This is a genomic window from Pseudomonas citrullilanati (assembly GCF_030580855.1).
Lineage (GTDB): Bacteria > Pseudomonadota > Gammaproteobacteria > Pseudomonadales > Pseudomonadaceae > Aquipseudomonas > Aquipseudomonas citrulli.
The window spans coordinates 1-16,728 of record NZ_JAUQOP010000043.1 but is presented as its reverse complement, the minus strand read 5'-3'; the positions used below and the strand labels follow the sequence as shown (position 1 = coordinate 16,728).

15 protein-coding genes are annotated in these 16,728 nt (G+C 63.4%); 11 read left to right on the top strand and 4 right to left on the bottom strand.

Annotated elements, in window-relative coordinates; translation table 11 throughout:
* The first annotated feature begins 20 nt into the window (after positions 1-20).
* Positions 21-575: a tetratricopeptide repeat protein gene (locus Q6A48_RS21865; RefSeq protein ID WP_042732295.1), complete on the top strand. Its 555-nt coding sequence runs from the start codon at positions 21-23 to the stop codon at positions 573-575.
* Between the two features lie 186 nt (positions 576-761).
* Here Q6A48_RS21865 and Q6A48_RS21860 read toward each other — a convergent pair whose 3' ends face one another.
* Complete coding sequence (locus Q6A48_RS21860) at positions 762-1,091, bottom strand: DUF1820 family protein (protein WP_024780849.1); 330 nt, start codon at positions 1,089-1,091, stop codon at positions 762-764.
* 132 nt (positions 1,092-1,223) lie between these two features.
* Here Q6A48_RS21860 and miaB point away from each other — a divergent pair, with 132 nt between their 5' ends.
* The 5 genes from miaB (at position 1,224) to lnt (ending at position 6,683) form a co-directional block, all read left to right on the top strand.
* Positions 1,224-2,552: a tRNA (N6-isopentenyl adenosine(37)-C2)-methylthiotransferase MiaB gene (gene miaB / locus Q6A48_RS21855; protein ID WP_304556306.1), complete on the top strand. Its 1,329-nt coding sequence runs from the start codon at positions 1,224-1,226 to the stop codon at positions 2,550-2,552.
* A 238-nt stretch (positions 2,553-2,790) separates the two neighbouring features.
* Entirely contained in the window at positions 2,791-3,801 is a 1,011-nt protein-coding gene (locus Q6A48_RS21850) for a PhoH family protein (RefSeq protein ID WP_304556305.1), read from the top strand.
* Entirely contained in the window at positions 3,794-4,252 is a 459-nt protein-coding gene (gene ybeY / locus Q6A48_RS21845) for an rRNA maturation RNase YbeY (protein WP_304556304.1), read from the top strand. The genes Q6A48_RS21850 and ybeY overlap by 8 nt, the downstream gene beginning before the upstream one ends.
* Before the next feature lie 40 nt (positions 4,253-4,292).
* Positions 4,293-5,132 (top strand): CorC family transporter, encoded by an 840-nt coding sequence (locus Q6A48_RS21840; RefSeq protein WP_304556303.1) that lies wholly within the window; start codon positions 4,293-4,295, stop codon positions 5,130-5,132.
* A gap of 27 nt (positions 5,133-5,159) precedes the next feature.
* Positions 5,160-6,683, top strand: a complete 1,524-nt coding sequence (lnt, locus tag Q6A48_RS21835) for an apolipoprotein N-acyltransferase (RefSeq protein WP_304556302.1) — start codon at positions 5,160-5,162, stop codon at positions 6,681-6,683.
* Positions 6,684-6,835: 152 nt separating this feature from the next.
* On the opposite strand, the gene Q6A48_RS21830 is transcribed toward lnt, so the two are convergent.
* Both Q6A48_RS21830 and Q6A48_RS21825 read right to left on the bottom strand, forming a co-directional pair.
* Positions 6,836-7,597, bottom strand: coding sequence for a YdcF family protein (locus Q6A48_RS21830; RefSeq protein WP_304556301.1), 762 nt, complete (start codon positions 7,595-7,597; stop codon positions 6,836-6,838).
* Positions 7,598-7,709: 112 nt separating this feature from the next.
* The gene (locus Q6A48_RS21825; protein ID WP_304556300.1) at positions 7,710-8,021 is read right to left on the bottom strand and encodes a hypothetical protein; all 312 of its coding nucleotides are present in this window, start codon (positions 8,019-8,021) and stop codon (positions 7,710-7,712) included.
* A 292-nt stretch (positions 8,022-8,313) separates the two neighbouring features.
* On the opposite strand from Q6A48_RS21825, the gene leuS reads away from it, so the two are divergent.
* From leuS to Q6A48_RS21800, 5 genes are all read left to right on the top strand, one after another.
* Positions 8,314-10,920 carry a leucine--tRNA ligase gene (gene leuS / locus Q6A48_RS21820; protein ID WP_304556299.1) on the top strand — a complete coding sequence of 869 codons (2,607 nt, stop codon included), beginning with the start codon at positions 8,314-8,316 and terminating at the stop codon, positions 10,918-10,920.
* 90 nt (positions 10,921-11,010) lie between these two features.
* Positions 11,011-11,616 (top strand): LPS-assembly lipoprotein LptE, encoded by a 606-nt coding sequence (locus Q6A48_RS21815; protein WP_304556298.1) that lies wholly within the window; start codon positions 11,011-11,013, stop codon positions 11,614-11,616.
* Between the two features lie 53 nt (positions 11,617-11,669).
* Entirely contained in the window at positions 11,670-12,707 is a 1,038-nt protein-coding gene (holA, locus tag Q6A48_RS21810; protein ID WP_304556297.1) for a DNA polymerase III subunit delta, read from the top strand.
* A 269-nt stretch (positions 12,708-12,976) separates the two neighbouring features.
* Positions 12,977-13,141, top strand: a complete 165-nt coding sequence (gene arfA / locus Q6A48_RS21805; protein ID WP_030140368.1) for an alternative ribosome rescue factor ArfA — start codon at positions 12,977-12,979, stop codon at positions 13,139-13,141.
* A gap of 73 nt (positions 13,142-13,214) precedes the next feature.
* Entirely contained in the window at positions 13,215-14,537 is a 1,323-nt protein-coding gene (locus Q6A48_RS21800) for a lytic murein transglycosylase (RefSeq protein WP_304556296.1), read from the top strand.
* Between the two features lie 116 nt (positions 14,538-14,653).
* On the opposite strand, the gene Q6A48_RS21795 is transcribed toward Q6A48_RS21800, so the two are convergent.
* Positions 14,654-15,592: a S66 peptidase family protein gene (locus Q6A48_RS21795; RefSeq protein WP_304556295.1), complete on the bottom strand. Its 939-nt coding sequence runs from the start codon at positions 15,590-15,592 to the stop codon at positions 14,654-14,656.
* Positions 15,593-16,728: the final 1,136 nt, after the last annotated feature.

The window sequence follows — 16,728 nt, the reverse complement described above, 5'->3', positions numbered from 1 at the left end:
TCAGAGGTAAGTCGATTCCCATGAACCGCACCGGCCGCACCCTTGCCTTGGGCTGCCTGTTGCTCCTTCAGCCCCTGCTGGCGAATGCCCAGGCAGGCGGCAACTCGTTGTTGATCCCGGCGCTGGGCCGTTGCACGCTCAACACCCAGCCACAAGATCTCGCACCGGCACTCGACGCCTGTCAAAAAGCGGCGGATGCAGGCGATGCACAAGCACAATACGAGTTGGGCGAGTTCTACTACGAAGGCAAGGCTGCGCCGCGCGACCTCAAGCAAGCCCTCGACTATTTCGAAAAAGCCTCGCTGCAAGGCCATGCCCAGGCGCAATTCAAGCTCGGTGGCATGTTCTTCCATGGCGAAGGCGTACCTGCCAACAATGTCCAGGCCTACATCGTGCTGAAGATGGCCGCGGTCAACGGTGCCGAAGATGCCCTGGACACCGCCGACGAAGTCGCCGAACAAATGCCCCGTGACGAACTTGAAGTCGCGACCCAGGTGCTCGGGCAGATCTTCCGCAAATACCTGATGGAACTGCAGAACGCCGACGGCCGCACGCCGTTCTCGCCGCTGCCCTGAAGCCACCGCAGGTCCCTGTGGCGAGGGGATTTATCCCCGTTGGGCTGCGAAGCGGCCCCAAAGCAGTCAACCTAATCAATCTCTGATACCGAGGTGCCAGGTTTCAGGGCCGCTTCGCGCCCCAGCGGGGATGAATCCCCTCGCCACAGGAACTGTGCTCGGCTTTATTCCTCAAGTGACAGTCAGTTACTTCTCAGGCATCGGCATCGGAAACGGCATCACGTTGCCGACCGTGCCGCGGGCTTCGCTGATTTTCGGGGTGCCCAGGCGTTCGACCTCGTCGATACGCACGATCGAGTGCATGGGTACGAAACTGCGGACCACGCCCTCGAACTGGGCCTTGAGCTTTTCCTCGCTCGGATCGACGACCACTTGCGTGCGCTCGCCAAAGACGAATTCCTCCACCTCCAGGAAGCCCCACAGATCGCTCTGGTAGATCTGCTTGGCGTACATTTCGAACACCTGGCCCTGGTTGAGGAAAATCACCTTGTAGATTGGAGCTTCACGTTTGGTCATGGCTGGCGAGAGACATCGGCGGGTAAAAATGAGGGCGCAAACTATAGCATAGCCACTGCTCGGGCAACGGTAGGAAGCCAGTGACTTGTTCCCTATAATGCGCGGTTCTTTGAATCACGTGATGATCCGTCCATGGCCAAGAAGCTTTACATCGAAACCCACGGTTGCCAGATGAACGAGTACGACAGCTCGCGCATGGTCGATCTGCTGGGCGATCACCAGGCCCTGGAAGTCACCGCCCGCGCCGAGGACGCGGACGTGATCCTGCTCAACACCTGCTCGATCCGTGAGCGCGCCCAGGACCGGGTGTATTCCCAGCTCGGCCGCTGGCGCGAACTGAAGCTGGCCAACCCGGACATGGTCATTGCCGTGGGCGGTTGCGTGGCCAGCCAGGAAGGCGCCGCCATTCGCGATCGCGCGCCATACGTGGACGTGGTCTTCGGCCCGCAGACCCTGCACCGCCTGCCCGAGATGATCGACGCCGCGCGCGTGACCAAGCTGCCGCAGGTGGACGTTTCGTTCCCGGAAATCGAAAAGTTCGACCACCTGCCCGAACCCCGCATCGACGGCCCGAGCGCCTACGTCTCGGTGATGGAAGGTTGCAGCAAGTACTGCACGTTCTGCGTGGTGCCCTACACCCGCGGCGAAGAAGTCAGCCGGCCGTTCGACGACGTGATCGCCGAGATCATCCACCTGGCGGAAAACGGCGTGCGCGAAGTGACCCTGCTGGGCCAGAACGTCAACGGCTATCGCGGCCTGACCCATGACGGCCGCCTGGCGGACCTCGCCGAGCTGATCCGCGTCGTGGCCGCCGTGGACGGCATCGACCGCATCCGCTACACCACCTCGCACCCGCTGGAATTCTCCGACAGCCTGATCCAGGCCCATGCCGAGGTCCCGGAGCTGGTCAAGCACCTGCACCTGCCGGTCCAATCGGGCTCCGACCGGATTCTCGCCGCCATGAAGCGCAACCACACGGCCCTGGAATACAAGTCCAAGCTGCGCAAGTTGCGCGCCGCCGTGCCGGGCATCTGCATCAGTTCGGACTTCATCGTCGGCTTCCCCGGCGAAACCGAGAAGGATTTCCAGCAGACCATGAAGCTGATCGAGGATGTCGGCTTCGACTTCTCCTACTCCTTCGTCTACAGCCAGCGCCCCGGCACCCCGGCGGCCGACCTGGCGGACGACACCCCCGAGGAGCTGAAAAAGGAACGGCTCAACGCCTTGCAGCACCGCTTGAATCAACAAGGCTTCGAGATCAGCCGACAAATGGTCGGCTCCATCCAGCGGATCCTGGTGACCGATTATTCGAAGAAAGACCCCGGCGAATTGCAGGGACGCACGGAAAACAACCGCATCGTCAACTTCCGCTGCGACACCCCGGCCCTGATCGGCCAGTTCGCCGACGTGCACATCGACGCCGCGCAACCGCACTCCCTGCGGGGTTCGCTGGTCCAGTAACCTGCTCAAAAGCACCATTGCCTGTGAAAGCAAGACCTGTGGGAGCAAGGCTTGCCCGCGATGGAAGCACCGCAATCTTACTGAAGGACCGCGGCGCCTTGATCGCGGGCAAGCCTTGCTCCCACAGGGGGTGTGCCAACCCTGTCATCAGATTCGCCTGTTTAAGAGCTTTCGCACCCAGCCTACTGGCGCTATCCTTGGTTTCATCTCAATTGCCCCTGGGCGGCTAAAAACGACCTTGAACGCACCCATCGAACCTCATCGCTTCATCCTCGAGCCCTTTGAGGCTCGCCGCTTCGCCAATCTGTGCGGGCAATTCGACGAGCACCTGCGCTTGATCGAACAGCGCCTGGCCATCGAGATCCGCAACCGCGGAAACCAATTCGAGCTGATCGGCGAACCCAAGCACACCACCTCCGCGGAAAACCTGCTGCGCCGCCTCTACCGGGAAACCAAGGGGAGCGAGTTGTCGCCGGACACCGTGCACCTGTTCCTCCAGGAATCGGCGGTCGAGGAGCTGGACAACCCTGCGCCTTCGGAACCGGCGGTCGCCCTGCGCACGAAAAAGGGCATGATTCGCCCGCGCGGCCTGAACCAGCAGCGCTACGTGAAGGAAATCCTGGGCAACGACATCAATTTCGGCATCGGCCCGGCCGGCACCGGCAAGACCTACCTGGCCGTGGCCTGCGCCGTCGACGCGCTGGAGCGCGAACAGGTGCGCCGCATCCTGCTGGTGCGCCCGGCGGTCGAAGCCGGGGAAAAGCTCGGTTTCCTGCCTGGCGACCTGACCCAGAAGATCGACCCGTACCTGCGCCCGCTCTATGACGCGCTGTATGAAATGCTCGGCTTCGAATACGTCGCCAAGCTGATCGAACGCCAGGTCATCGAGGTCGCGCCGCTGGCCTACATGCGCGGTCGCACCCTGAACAACAGCTTCATCATCCTCGACGAGAGCCAGAACACCACGGTCGAGCAGATGAAGATGTTCCTGACCCGGATCGGCTTCGGTTCCACGGCCGTCATCACCGGCGACATCACCCAGGTCGACCTGCCCCGGGGCACCAAGTCCGGCTTGAACCACGTGATCCAGGTGCTCAAGGATGTGCCGGGCATCAGCTTCACGCACTTCCTGCCCAAGGACGTGGTGCGTCATCCGCTGGTGCAGCGCATCGTCGAAGCCTACGAGCGTTTCGAGAGCCGCGCCGAGGAAGACACGGCCGAAGGCAAGGGCAATCGCCACAATGCTTGAACTTGACCTGCAACTGGCCAGCGACTCGCCGGCCCCCAGCGAAGCCCGGTTCCGCCAATGGTGCGAACTGGCCTTACGCCAGCGCAGCGCCGATTCGGAGCTGACGATCCGCCTGGTGGACGAGCCCGAAGGCCGCGAACTGAACCACACCTGGCGCCACAAAGACTACGCCACCAACGTGTTGTCGTTCCCCGCCGACGTGCCCGACGAGTTGCTCGACATCCCGCTGCTGGGCGACCTGGTGATCTGCGTCCCCGTGGTGGAGCGCGAAGCGCTCGAACAAGGCAAATCGTCCGAGGCCCACTGGGCCCATCTGGTGATTCACGGCTGCTTGCATCTGCTGGGTTACGACCATATGGAAGATGACGAAGCCGAGGAAATGGAAGCACTGGAACGAACGTTGCTTGCAGAGTTGGGTCATCCCGACCCCTACGCCGGCGACGAACACTGATACATCAACCTGTAACGACAAAGGATTCAGAGTAATCGCTATGAGCGAAGATCGATCGAGCAACGGGCAGAAGTCATGGCTGGGCAAGCTCACCCAGGCTTTTGCCCATGAGCCGAAAAACCGCCAGGAGCTGCTGGAGCTGCTGCGCGACGCACACCAGAACAAACTGTTGGACAGCGAAGCGCTGGCCATCGTCGAAGGCGCCATCCAGGTCGCTGACCTGCAAGTCCGGGACATCATGGTCCCGCGCTCGCAGATGGTCAGCATCAAGGCGACCCAGACACCCCGCGAGTTCCTGCCCGCCGTGGTCGACTCCGCTCACTCGCGCTACCCGGTCGTCGGTGAAAGCCATGACGACGTCATGGGTGTGCTGCTGGCCAAGGACCTGCTGCCGCTGATCCTCCAGGAGAACGGCGACAGCTTCAACATCAAGGACCTGCTGCGTCCGGCCACCTTCGTGCCTGAGTCCAAGCGCCTGAACGTGCTGCTGCGTGAATTCCGCGCCAACCACAACCACATGGCCATCGTCATCGACGAATACGGCGGCGTGGCCGGGCTGGTCACCATCGAGGACGTGCTCGAGCAGATCGTCGGCGACATCGAGGACGAGCACGACGTCGAGGAAGACAGCTACATCAAGCCCCTGCCCAGCGGCGACTTCCTGATCAAGGCGCTGACGCCGATCGAGAACTTCAACGAATTCTTCGACAGCCAATTCTCCGACGATGAGTTCGACACCGTTGGCGGTTTGGTGATGAGCGCGTTCGGGCACCTGCCCAAGCGCAACGAAACCACGGAGATCGGCGCCTGGCGCTTTCGCATCCTGAACGCCGACAGCCGCCGGATTCACCTGCTGCGCCTGACGCCCATTGCCCGATAACCCCTGCGAGCCCCGCTAAGGACACACATGCGCTGGATAAACCGCCCCGGCTGGCCCGGTAACCTGCTGGCCGTGGCGGCCGGCGCGATCACCACCCTGGCCCTGGCACCCTTCGACATCTGGCCGCTGGCATTGCTGGCGGTCGGCTTGTTCTACGCCGGCTTGCGCGAGCTGTCGCCACGCCAGGCCCTGGGCCGGGGCTGGTGCTTCGGCTTTGGCCTGTTCGGCGCCGGCACCAGCTGGATCTACGTCAGCATCCACAACTTCGGCGGCGCCTCGGTGCTGCTGGCCGGTTTCCTGATGCTGCTGTTCATCGCCGCCATTGCCTGGTTCTTCGCCCTGCCCGCCTGGCTGTGGGCACGCTGGCTAAGGCGCAACGAAGCCCCGCTGGCCGATGCCCTGGCGTTCGCGGCGCTGTGGTTGGGCCAGGAAGCCTTTCGCGGCTGGTTCCTCACGGGTTTCCCCTGGCTCTATTCCGGCTACAGCCAGCTCGACGGTCCCTTGGCCGGTCTCGCGCCACTGGGCGGGATGTGGCTGATTTCCTTCACCCTGGCCCTGACCGCCGCGCTGCTGTACAACGCGCGCCGCCTGGTGGGCACCGGCCGCAAGGGCTTCATCGCGGCCGGCGCGGTGTTGCTGGTCGGCCCCTGGGTGGCCGGCATGGCGCTCAAGGGCCACGCCTGGACCAGCCCTTCGGGTGACCCGCTGAGCGTCGCGGCGATCCAGGGCAACATCGAACAAAGCATGAAATGGGACCCGGAGCAGCTCAACGCGCAGTTGGCGCTGTACCGCGACATGAGCTTCACCTCCAAGCGCGTCGACCTGCTGATCTGGCCGGAAACCGCCGTGCCGGTGCTAAAGGAATCGGCCCAGGGCTACCTCGACATGATGGGCAGCTTCGCCGCCGAGCGGCATTCGGCGCTGATCACCGGGGTGCCGATCCGCCAACTGGTGCGTCATGAAAAGCGTTACTTCAACGGCATCACCGTCACCGGCGAAGGCGACGGCACCTACCTCAAGCAGAAACTCGTGCCGTTCGGCGAATACGTGCCCCTGCAGGATCTCCTGCGCGGCCTGATCGCGTTCTTCGACCTGCCCATGTCGGACTTCGCCCGGGGCCCGGCCGACCAACCATTGCTGCAGGCCAAGGGTTACCAGATCGCGCCGTTCATCTGCTATGAAGTGGTCTACCCGGAGTTCGCCGCCGGCCTTTCGGCGCGCAGCGACCTGCTGCTGACCATCAGCAACGACACCTGGTTCGGCACGTCGATCGGCCCGTTGCAGCACCTGCAGATGGCGCAGATGCGCGCCCTCGAAGCCGGACGCTGGATGATCCGCGCCACCAACAACGGCGTCACTGGCCTGATCAACCCTTTCGGCCAGATCACCGCGCAGATCCCGCAGTTCGAGCGCGGCATCCTGTATGGCGAAGTGGTGCCGATGCACGACCTGACGCCTTACCTGCAATGGCGCTCGTGGCCGCTGATCATCCTGTGCGTGTTGCTGCTGGGCTGGGCGTTGATGGCGGGGCGGATGGCCAAGACCGTTTGATACCACGGGCGGGTGAACGACCTTGAGGTCAACGAGCTTCTTGTGGGAGCAAGGCTTGCCCGCGATGCAGGCGCCCTGACTTCCAAGGCAGGACCGCGTTGACCTCATCGCGGGCAAGCCTTGCTCCCACAACTCATCCACATCCTCGATGCTCAGCGGTAGAACAACCAATACCCCACCAGCCCCACCGCCTCGTTCATCAATTGCCCCGACTGCCAGATCGACTTGAACTCCGGCATCCAGCCGCCCAGGGGCCGGGCGTTGTCCGTTCCCAGGAAACCCACCGGCGCCGGCACCACTTCAAACCCCGACCGCTCGAAACTCATGACCGCCCGCGGCATATGCCAGGACTGCGTCACCACCACGACCCGGCGGACGCCTTCCGGCAGGAGGATCTCGGCGCTCATCCGGGCGTTTTCCCAGGTGGTGCGGCTGCGCCCCTCCTGCCAGCGTACGGTGACCCCGAAATCATCCAGCATCGAATCGGCCATCAGCTTGGCCTCGCTGGGCGGAGTGCCGTAGTGCAAGCCACCGGAGGTCAGCACCGGCAACCCCGACGCCTTGGCTAGCCGGGCGGCATAACGCTGGCGCTCGAGCCCGACGCCGGTGGGCTGGTCGGCCCCCCAGGCCAGGTCGCCGCGCTCGCGGCCGGAACCGAGCACCACGATGGCGTCGGCGCGCTGGGCCAGGCTCGCCCATTCGCCGGGCGCCAGCGGCGGTTCCTGCTCCAGGGCCTTGGCGCTCCATTGCACCACCACCGGCAGGCTCAGCAACCAGAAACCGCCCAGCCCGATGATGAAGCACAGGCGAGCCAGGCGTGGCCGGGAATTGCGTAGCCACCAGGCGAGCGCCAGCAGCACCAGCAGGATGCCCGGCGGCATGAGCAGTTGTTTGATGAAATAGCGAAACGGCATCGGGCATCTCCATAGATGCCCGAAGCCTAAGTGGGTTGACGCAAAGCGACAACAGATTCGAAAGGACCTTGAATCAAAAGAGCGACCTGGGTGGGTCCGGTTCTAGGTTCAACTACATTGACCGGCGCCTGGCGGCTTCCTTGTCCGGCGTCCGGTCCTTGAGCCATACCACCTTGGCCGAACGGGGCGCATCGTGACGCTGGGGTACCTGGGCTCCGCTCAGGCGGGCCGGATGCCCGACCTGTTCGAGGTAAGCCTTGACCAGTTCGAACTCTGCGGGGCTCAGGCCGCGCAGTTCCAGCTCTGCCGGGCGCTCGTCGCGCAAACGACCGGCGGTTCTTGCAGCGTCCAGGGCCACCCCGAGACGATCGATCAGTTTTTCGTACAACTCAGGTGTCGTTACTTTTCGCTGTGATTCAACCATCCCTCACCTCATTGAAGATAAGACTCACTCCCCATTGAGAAGCTTAGCTTCGCTTGGCAAACCGGCAGGCCGCCGCGACCAACGGCCCTGAACGCCCGGACCTGGCGGTGGTCGGCAATGCCCGGCATGCAATCAGGGTTTCCCTCGGCAGAGCACGGTCATGTATGCTACGGCGCTTCCTGTAACTCCACTTCCAGCTTGGCTGGGCATCGAAAACGCCGCATCCGGCGTCGTCTGCGTCCAGCATGGCAATGAAGAGGATTGGGCCACCCCATTCAGTACAAAAGTAGCCATGCACGAACACTACCAGCCCCGTGAGATCGAAGCCGCCGCCCAGTCGTTCTGGGACGCGCAAAAGTCCTTTGAAGTCAGTGAACAGCCAGGCAAGGAGACCTACTACTGCCTGTCGATGTTCCCTTACCCCAGCGGCAAGCTACACATGGGGCACGTGCGCAACTACACCATCGGCGACGTGATTTCCCGCTACCAGCGCATGCAAGGCAAGAACGTCCTGCAACCCATGGGTTGGGACGCCTTCGGCATGCCGGCGGAAAACGCCGCGATGAAGAACAACGTGGCGCCCGCCAAGTGGACCTACGAGAACATCGCCTACATGAAGTCCCAGCTGCGCAGCCTGGGCCTGGCGGTGGATTGGTCCCGCGAAGTCACCACCTGCAAGCCCGACTACTACCGCTGGGAACAATGGCTGTTCACCCGCCTGTTCGAAAAAGGCGTGATCTATCGCAAGAACGGCACCGTGAACTGGGACCCGGTGGACCAGACCGTGCTGGCCAACGAACAGGTGATCGACGGTCGCGGCTGGCGCTCGGGGGCGCTGATCGAGAAGCGCGAGATCCCGATGTACTACTTCAAGATCACCGCCTACGCGGATGAGCTCCTGGAGAGTCTCGACGAGCTGACCGGCTGGCCCGAGCAGGTCAAGACCATGCAGCGCAACTGGATCGGCAAGTCCCGGGGCATGGAAGTCCAGTTCCCCTACGACGTCGCCTCGATCGGCGAAGCCGGCACGCTGAAGGTCTTCACCACCCGTCCGGACACCCTGATGGGCGCCACCTACGTGGCCGTGGCCGCCGAGCACCCGCTGGCGACCCTGGCTGCCCGCAACAACCCGGACCTGCAGGCGTTCATCGCCGAATGCAAGGGCGGCAGCGTTGCCGAAGCCGACGTCGCCACCCAAGAGAAGAAAGGCCTGCCGACCTCGCTGTTCGTCGAGCACCCGCTGACCGGCGAGAAACTCCCGGTGTGGGTCGCCAACTACGTGCTGATGCACTACGGCGACGGGGCCGTCATGGCCGTGCCGGCCCACGACGAGCGCGATTTCGAGTTCGCCCACAAGTACAACCTGCCGGTCAAGCCCGTGGTGCGCACCAGCGCCGGTGACCAGACCCCGGCGCCTTGGCAGGACGCCTACGGCGAACACGGCGAGCTGATCAACTCCGGCGAATTCAGCGGCCTGGACTTCGCAGGGGCGTTCGACGCCATCGAAGTGGCCCTGATCAAGAAGAACCTCGGCGCCTCGCGCACCCAGTTCCGCCTGCGCGACTGGGGCATCAGCCGCCAGCGCTACTGGGGCTGCCCGATCCCGATCGTGCATTGCGCGACCTGCGGCGACGTACCGGTGCCGGAAGACCAGTTGCCCGTGGTCCTGCCGGAAGACGTCGTACCCGACGGCGCCGGCTCGCCCCTGGCCCGCATGCCCGAGTTCTACGAGTGCAACTGCCCGAAATGCGGCGCCCCGGCCAAGCGTGAAACCGACACCATGGACACCTTCGTCGAGTCCTCGTGGTACTACGCCCGCTACGCCTCGCCGCACTACACCGGCGGCCTGGTGGAAAAATCCGCCGCCGACCACTGGCTGCCGGTGGACCAGTACATCGGCGGTATCGAGCACGCCATTCTCCACCTGCTCTACGCGCGCTTCTTCCACAAGCTGATGCGTGACGAAGGCCTGGTGAGCTCCAACGAGCCCTTCAAGAACCTGCTGACCCAGGGCATGGTGGTCGCCGAGACGTATTATCGTCGCGAAGCCAACGGGGCCTACACCTGGTTCAACCCGGCCGACGTCGAGCTCGAACGCGACAGCAAGGCCAAGGTCATCAGCGCCAAGCTGATCGCGGATGGCCTGCCGGTGGAAATCGGCGGCACCGAGAAGATGGCCAAGTCGAAGAACAACGGCGTCGACCCACAGTCGATGATCGACCAGTTCGGCGCCGACACCTGCCGCCTGTTCATGATGTTCGCCTCGCCACCGGAAATGAGCGCGGAATGGTCCGACTCCGGCGTCGAAGGCTCGCACCGCTTCCTCAAGCGCGTCTGGCGCCTGGCCCAGGCCCACGTGACCCAGGGCCTGCCGGGCAAGCTGGACGTCAGCGGCCTGAACGACGAACAGAAAGCCGTGCGCCGCTCGATCCACCTGGCCATCAAGCAGGCCAGCCATGACGTCGGCCAGAACCATAAATTCAACACCGCCATTGCCCAGGTGATGACGCTGATGAATGTCCTGGAAAAAGCCGCGCAAGGCACCGAGCAGGATCGCGCCTTGATCCACGAAGGCCTGGAAGCCGTGACGCTGCTGCTGGCGCCGATCACACCGCACATCAGCCACGAGCTGTGGAATCGACTGGGTCACGCCGACCCGGTGATCGACGCTCGCTGGCCGGTGGTGGACGAAACCGCGCTGGTGCAGGACAGCCTGACCCTGGTCATCCAGGTCAACGGCAAGCTGCGCGGCCAGATCGACATGCCGGCCACCGCGACGCGCGAGGAAGTCGAAGCCGCCGCACGGGCCAACGAGAACGTGCTGCGCTTCGTCGATGGCCTGACGATTCGCAAAGTGATCGTCGTGCCCGGCAAACTGGTCAACATCGTCGCAAGCTAATTGGATCGGGCGCCTGGCCGCGGGCCGGGCGCCGAATATGACCTGCGGGGCCGCCTTGTCGGCCCATGGGGTTTCAAGGGGAGCAACAAGATGATCAAACGTAATCTGCTGGTCGTGGGCCTGGCGGTCCTGTTGAGCGCCTGCGGCTTCCAGCTGCGCGGCACCGGCACCACCGAGCTGGCTATCAAGGAGCTGGACCTCAGCGCGCGGGACGCCTACGGCGAAACCGTGAAGGCGCTGCGCCAGACACTGGAGAACAGCGGCGTAAGGATCGCCAGTGGCGCGCCTTACAAGCTTGTGCTGACCAACGAGCAGCAAAGCCAGCGCAGCCTGAGCTATGCCGGCGCCGGGCGTTCGGCCGAGTACGAGCTGACCAACGTGCTGAGCTACGAAATCCGTGGCCAGAACGACCTGTCGCTGCTGAACGACAAGCTGCAAGTGCAGAAGGTCTACCTGCACGATGGCAACAACATCACCGGTTCCGACCAGGAATCCATCGAAGTGCGTAGCGAAATGCGTCGCGAGATGGTTCAGCGCATGATGCTGCGCCTGCAACAACTGAGCCCTGCCCAGTTGGAGCAATTGCAACAGACCGCCAACGCCCGCGCCAAGGCCGAAGCCGACGCGCTGGAAGCGGCACGCAAGGCCGAGGCGGAGACTCCGCAACAGTCGCCGCTGGAAGTCCCGGCTGAATAAGCCGTGCGGGGCGCTCCGGCGCCCCGCTCACCTGCGCCCATGAGCTGCGTTCCATGAAACTGGCCCCCGCCCAACTCGGCAAGCACCTGCAAGGTGCCCTTGCGCCGGTCTACATCATCAGCGGCGATGACCCGCTGCTGTGCCAGGAAGCCGCCGACGCCATTCGCAGCGCCGCTCGCCAGCAAGGGTTCGACGAACGCCAGGTATTCGCCGCCGACGCCAATTTCGATTGGGGCACGCTGCTGCTGGCCGGGGCGAGCATGTCCCTGTTCGCCGAAAAACGCCTGCTCGAACTGCGTCTGCCGTCCGGCAAGCCGGGGGACAAGGGCGCCGCCGCGCTGATCGAGTATTGCTCGCGGCCTGCCGAAGACACGGTCCTGCTCATCAGCCTGCCGAAACTCGATGGCATTGCGCAGAAGACCAAATGGGGCAAGGCCCTGGTGGAAGGCCAGCAGACCCAGTTCGTGCAAATCTGGCCAGTGGACGTCAGCCAGCTGCCGAGCTGGATCCGCCAACGGCTGTCCCAGGCCGGCCTGTCAGCCAGCCAGGACGCCGTGGAACTGATCGCCGCTCGGGTCGAAGGCAACCTGCTGGCCGCGGCCCAGGAAATCGAAAAGCTCAAGCTGATGGCCGAAGGCGGGCAGATCACCGTGGAAACGGTGCAGGCCGCCGTGGCCGACAGCGCCCGTTTCGATGTCTTCGGACTGACCGATGCGATCCTCAACGGCGAGGCCGCCCACGCCCTGCGCATGCTGGAAGGCCTGCGCGGCGAAGGCGTCGAGCCACCGGTGATCCTCTGGGCCCTGTCCCGGGAATTGCGCCTGCTGGCCAACCTGTCGTTGCAGTACAGCCAGGGCGTACCGCTGGACAAGGCCTTCAGCCAGGCCCGCCCGCCTGTGTGGGACAAGCGCAAGCCGCTGATGAGCAAGGCCCTGCAACGCTATTCGGCGCCGCGCTGGGCGCAACTGCTGCTCGAAGCCCAGCGCATCGACGCGCAGATCAAGGGCCAGGCGGCCGGCTCGCCCTGGATGAGCCTCAGTCGGTTGTCGTTGCTGATGGCCGGCCAGCGGTTGGCCTTGCCTGCCGAATAAACCTTCCTTGAAAGCTCACCGCAGTACCTGTGGCGAGGGGATTTATCCCCGCTGGGCTGCGAAGCGGCCCTGAACCAGGCGCCTTGGTGTACCGGGCGAATCGCATCCGCCTCTCTTGGGGCCGCTTCGCAGCCCAACGGGGATTTATCCCCTCGCCACAATTGCGCACTCATTAGCTGATGTTTTTTGTACCGATGCGGGGACTGGACAAGCCCTCGACGCTGTCCCATGATTTGCCCCGCTAAAACCACCCCATGAGAGATCCAGACATGAGCAAAAAGCCATCCAGGCATGGCCCCAACAAGGCCAAGTCCATCGTCGCCCAACCCCTGTTCCGCAGCCGCCAGGAACGACCCGCCAAGGGCAAGGGCAGCTACCGCCGCGAAGCCTTCCAGTCTGACAACTGGGAGGCTTCTTGCTTTCTGGCGGCTTGAAACACCTGGACAAGCCCTACAGCCCTTTCGCATGTTAAGGTCAGCACCTGATCTTGTATTTCTGGACCCGTGCATGCCCTTCTGTCTTTCCCGTCGTTTGCCCCTGCGCCAGCTGATCGTCGCCACAAGCATCGCCCTGCTTGTCGCCTGCGCTGAAAAACCTACCGCCGCCGACGCCCAACCGCTCCAGACCGTGCCTGCCGTGACCGCGCCGGCCGTGGTGCCGCCTGTGGTGCCGAGCGGCGAGAACCTGGACATCGTGCCCACCCAGACCTTCGCCGAATGGCAGGCCGGGTTTCGCAAGGACGCCCTGGCCGCCGGGATCCGTGCCGACCTGTTCGACCGGGCGTTTATCGGTGTCAGCCCGGACATGAGCGTGATCAAGGCCGATCGCAGCCAGCCGGAATTCACCCGCCCGGTGTGGGAGTACCTCGATGGCGCGCTGTCGCCGTTGCGGGTCAGCAAAGGCAAGGCGTTGATCCAGCAGAACGCCCAGGTCCTGCAAAGCATCGAGCAGCGCTACGGCGTCGATCGCGAGGCGCTGGTGGCGGTGTGGGGCATGGAAAGCAACTTCGGCCAGTTCCAGGGCAGCAAGTCCGTGATCAATTCCCTGGCCACCCTGGCCTATGAGGGGCGACGTCCGGGCTTCGCCCACGCGCAGCTGATCGCCGCCCTGCAAATCCTGCAACAGGGTGATATCGCACCGGAAAAAATGCTTGGCTCCTGGGCCGGCGCCATGGGCCAGACCCAGTTCATCCCCACCACCTACAACACCCATGCAGTGGACTTCGATGGAGACGGCCGCCGGGACATCTGGGGCAGCTCCACCGACGCCCTGGCCTCGACCGCCCATTACCTGCAGAGCTCCGGCTGGCAACGGGGCCAACCGTGGGGGTTCGAGGTCTCGCTCAGCGAAGGCTTCGACTACACACTGGCCGATGGCACGATCCGCAAGCCCGTCTCCGAGTGGGAGCGGCTGGGCGTTTCAGAATATGGCGGCCTGCCGATCGCTCCCGATGACAAGCAACTGTCGGCGTCCCTGCTCCTGCCGGCTGGGCACCGCGGCCCGGCGTTCCTGATATTCGATAACTTCCGCGCCATCCTCAAGTACAACAACTCATCGTCCTACGCGCTGGCGGTCGGGTTGTTGTCGAAGCGCTTCACCGGTGGGGGATTGGTCTTCGGCCAATGGCCAAAGGAAGACCTGCCCCTGAGCCGCAGCGAACGCATCGAATTGCAGACCCTGCTCAGCACCCACAACTACGACGCGGGCAACCCCGACGGCATCATCGGCGCCAACACTCGCAAGGCGATCCGCAGCGCCCAGCAATCGTTCGGCTGGCCGGCGGACGGCTATCCGACGCATCAGTTGCTCGACGCGTTGCGTAGCCACTGAATCAGATTGTGGCGGCTATCGCCTTCGCGAGCAGGCTCGCTCCCACAGGGTGATCATGTTTATCAACCTGTGGGAGCGAGCTTGCTCGCGATGACGGCCTGTCAGGCGACGAAAAACTAGCGACCGACCACCACATCCTGCTCCAGCACCAACCGCTTCTCCCCCGCATCCAGCGTCACCAACGCGCCCATCGGCAAGGTCAGGTTCGGATCGCAATGCCCGCTGCGCCAGCCGGACAACACCGGGATGCGCAGAGGCTCGAACGTCTGCTTGAGCAACCGGTTCAACGCCTCGACATCCACCCCTGCCACATCGCCCACCAACACGCCACGCAGCTTCTGCAACGTGCCGGCCAGCCGCAGCTGGGTCAGCAGCCGGTCGATGCGATACAGCGGCTCGTTGACGTCTTCAATGAACAGGATCACGCCGTCTGCATCGATCTGGTAAGGCGTGCCCATGGTCGCGGCAATGATCGACAGATTGCCCCCCAGCAGACGGCCGTGGGCGATGCCCGGCTCAACGGTGGTCAAGGGATAGGCCGCGGGATGGCTCAGCCCACTGCCGGCCTTCAACTGCCCGCGCAGCAGGCTGAACAATGAAGCGACCGTCGGGGGCGCTTTGTCGCCCAGCAGGTCGGCGTTGAGCAATGGTCCGTGAAAGGTCACGAAGCCTGCGTAGCGGCTGATGGCCAGGTGCAGGGCGGTGATGTCGCTGTAGCCGACAAAGGGCTTGGGATTGCGGCGTAGGAGGTCGAAATCGAGGCGATCCAGCAGGCGCGGCGTGCCGTAGCCGCCGCGCAGGCAGATGATCGCCTTGACTTGCGGGTCGGCGAAGGCGGCGTGCAGGTCGGTCAGCCTTACCTCGTCGCTGCCGGCGAGGTAGCCGTCCTTTTCGTGGACGCCGGGGAATATTCGCAGCTCATGGCCCTGGGCGCGCATCCATTGGATGGCCTTTTCCGTGTCCAGCGGGGCGGGGCCGGCGGGGGCGATCACGGCGATCAGGCCTTCGGGGGGGAGGGCTGGGACGGGGTGATGGGGGGTTAGGGCTTGAGCCATGGGTTTCCCGAGTTGTCGCTTGCTTGTGTGTGTATTCGTTTTTTTGTGTAACGGCCACTTATGGTTCCGCCCTTACGGCGGGTTACTTTTGGCAGACGCCCCAAAAGTAACCAAAAGGTCTGTGCCCCACCACTCGGCACCTCGCCTATGGCTCGGTGTGCCCGAACGCCGGCATTGCTCCGTGGGCCCGCCGCGAAGGGCCATCCATGGCCCAGCGCGGCTATCCCGGCATCCATGCCGGGATACCCACTGCACAATACCGGCGTTCGGCCAGCGTGGTTTAACGGGGCGTTCAGATCAAGATCAAGATCAAGATCAAGATCAAAAGCAAGATCAAAAGCGGAGCAAGAGCAAGAGCAAGAGCAAGAGCAAGAGCAAGAGCAAGAGCGGGGTACATGACACATCTATTTAGCTGGACCGCCGCTATCGCGAGCAAGCTCGCTCCCACACTGGATTTTCGGCAACCACAAAATGCATAAACACCAAAAAACCCTGTGGGAGCGAGCTTGCTCGCGATGAGGCCAGCAAGCCCAACAAGCATGTCACTGAAACACCGCGATCGCGAGCAGGCTCGTTCCCACATTTTGATCTCAGGCAGTCACAAACTCATACACACCGCCCCCCCACTGTGGGAACGAGCCTGCTCGCGAAAGCGATATACCAGGCAATACATTCGGCGGCTGACACTCCGCCATCGCGAGCAAGCTCGCTCCCACAGGAGAAACGCGATCACCCCAAACCAGGCCAGCTCTCAGACCGCCTTGCTTGGCTTTTGCTTTTGCTTTTGCTTTTGCTTTTGCTTTGGCTTTTGCTTTGGCTTTTGCTTTGGCTTTTGATCTTAGACGCCCCATCAACCACGATGGCTGAACGAAGGTATTGCGCAGTGGGTAACCCGGCATGGATGCCGGGTTAGCCGCGCTGGGCCATGGAGGGCCCTTCGCGGCGGCCCACGGAGCGATGCCTTCGTTCAGGCATGCCGAGCGTAGGCGAGGCACCGAGTGGTGGGGCATGTACGGGACAACCACATGGGTTACAAAAAAGTGCATTCACATAGGTGACACTTTGATTGAAACATAGCCGTTTTTAGCGTCCCTGGCGTTGACGTGGCCTAGGATCACCGGACCAAAGATCACATT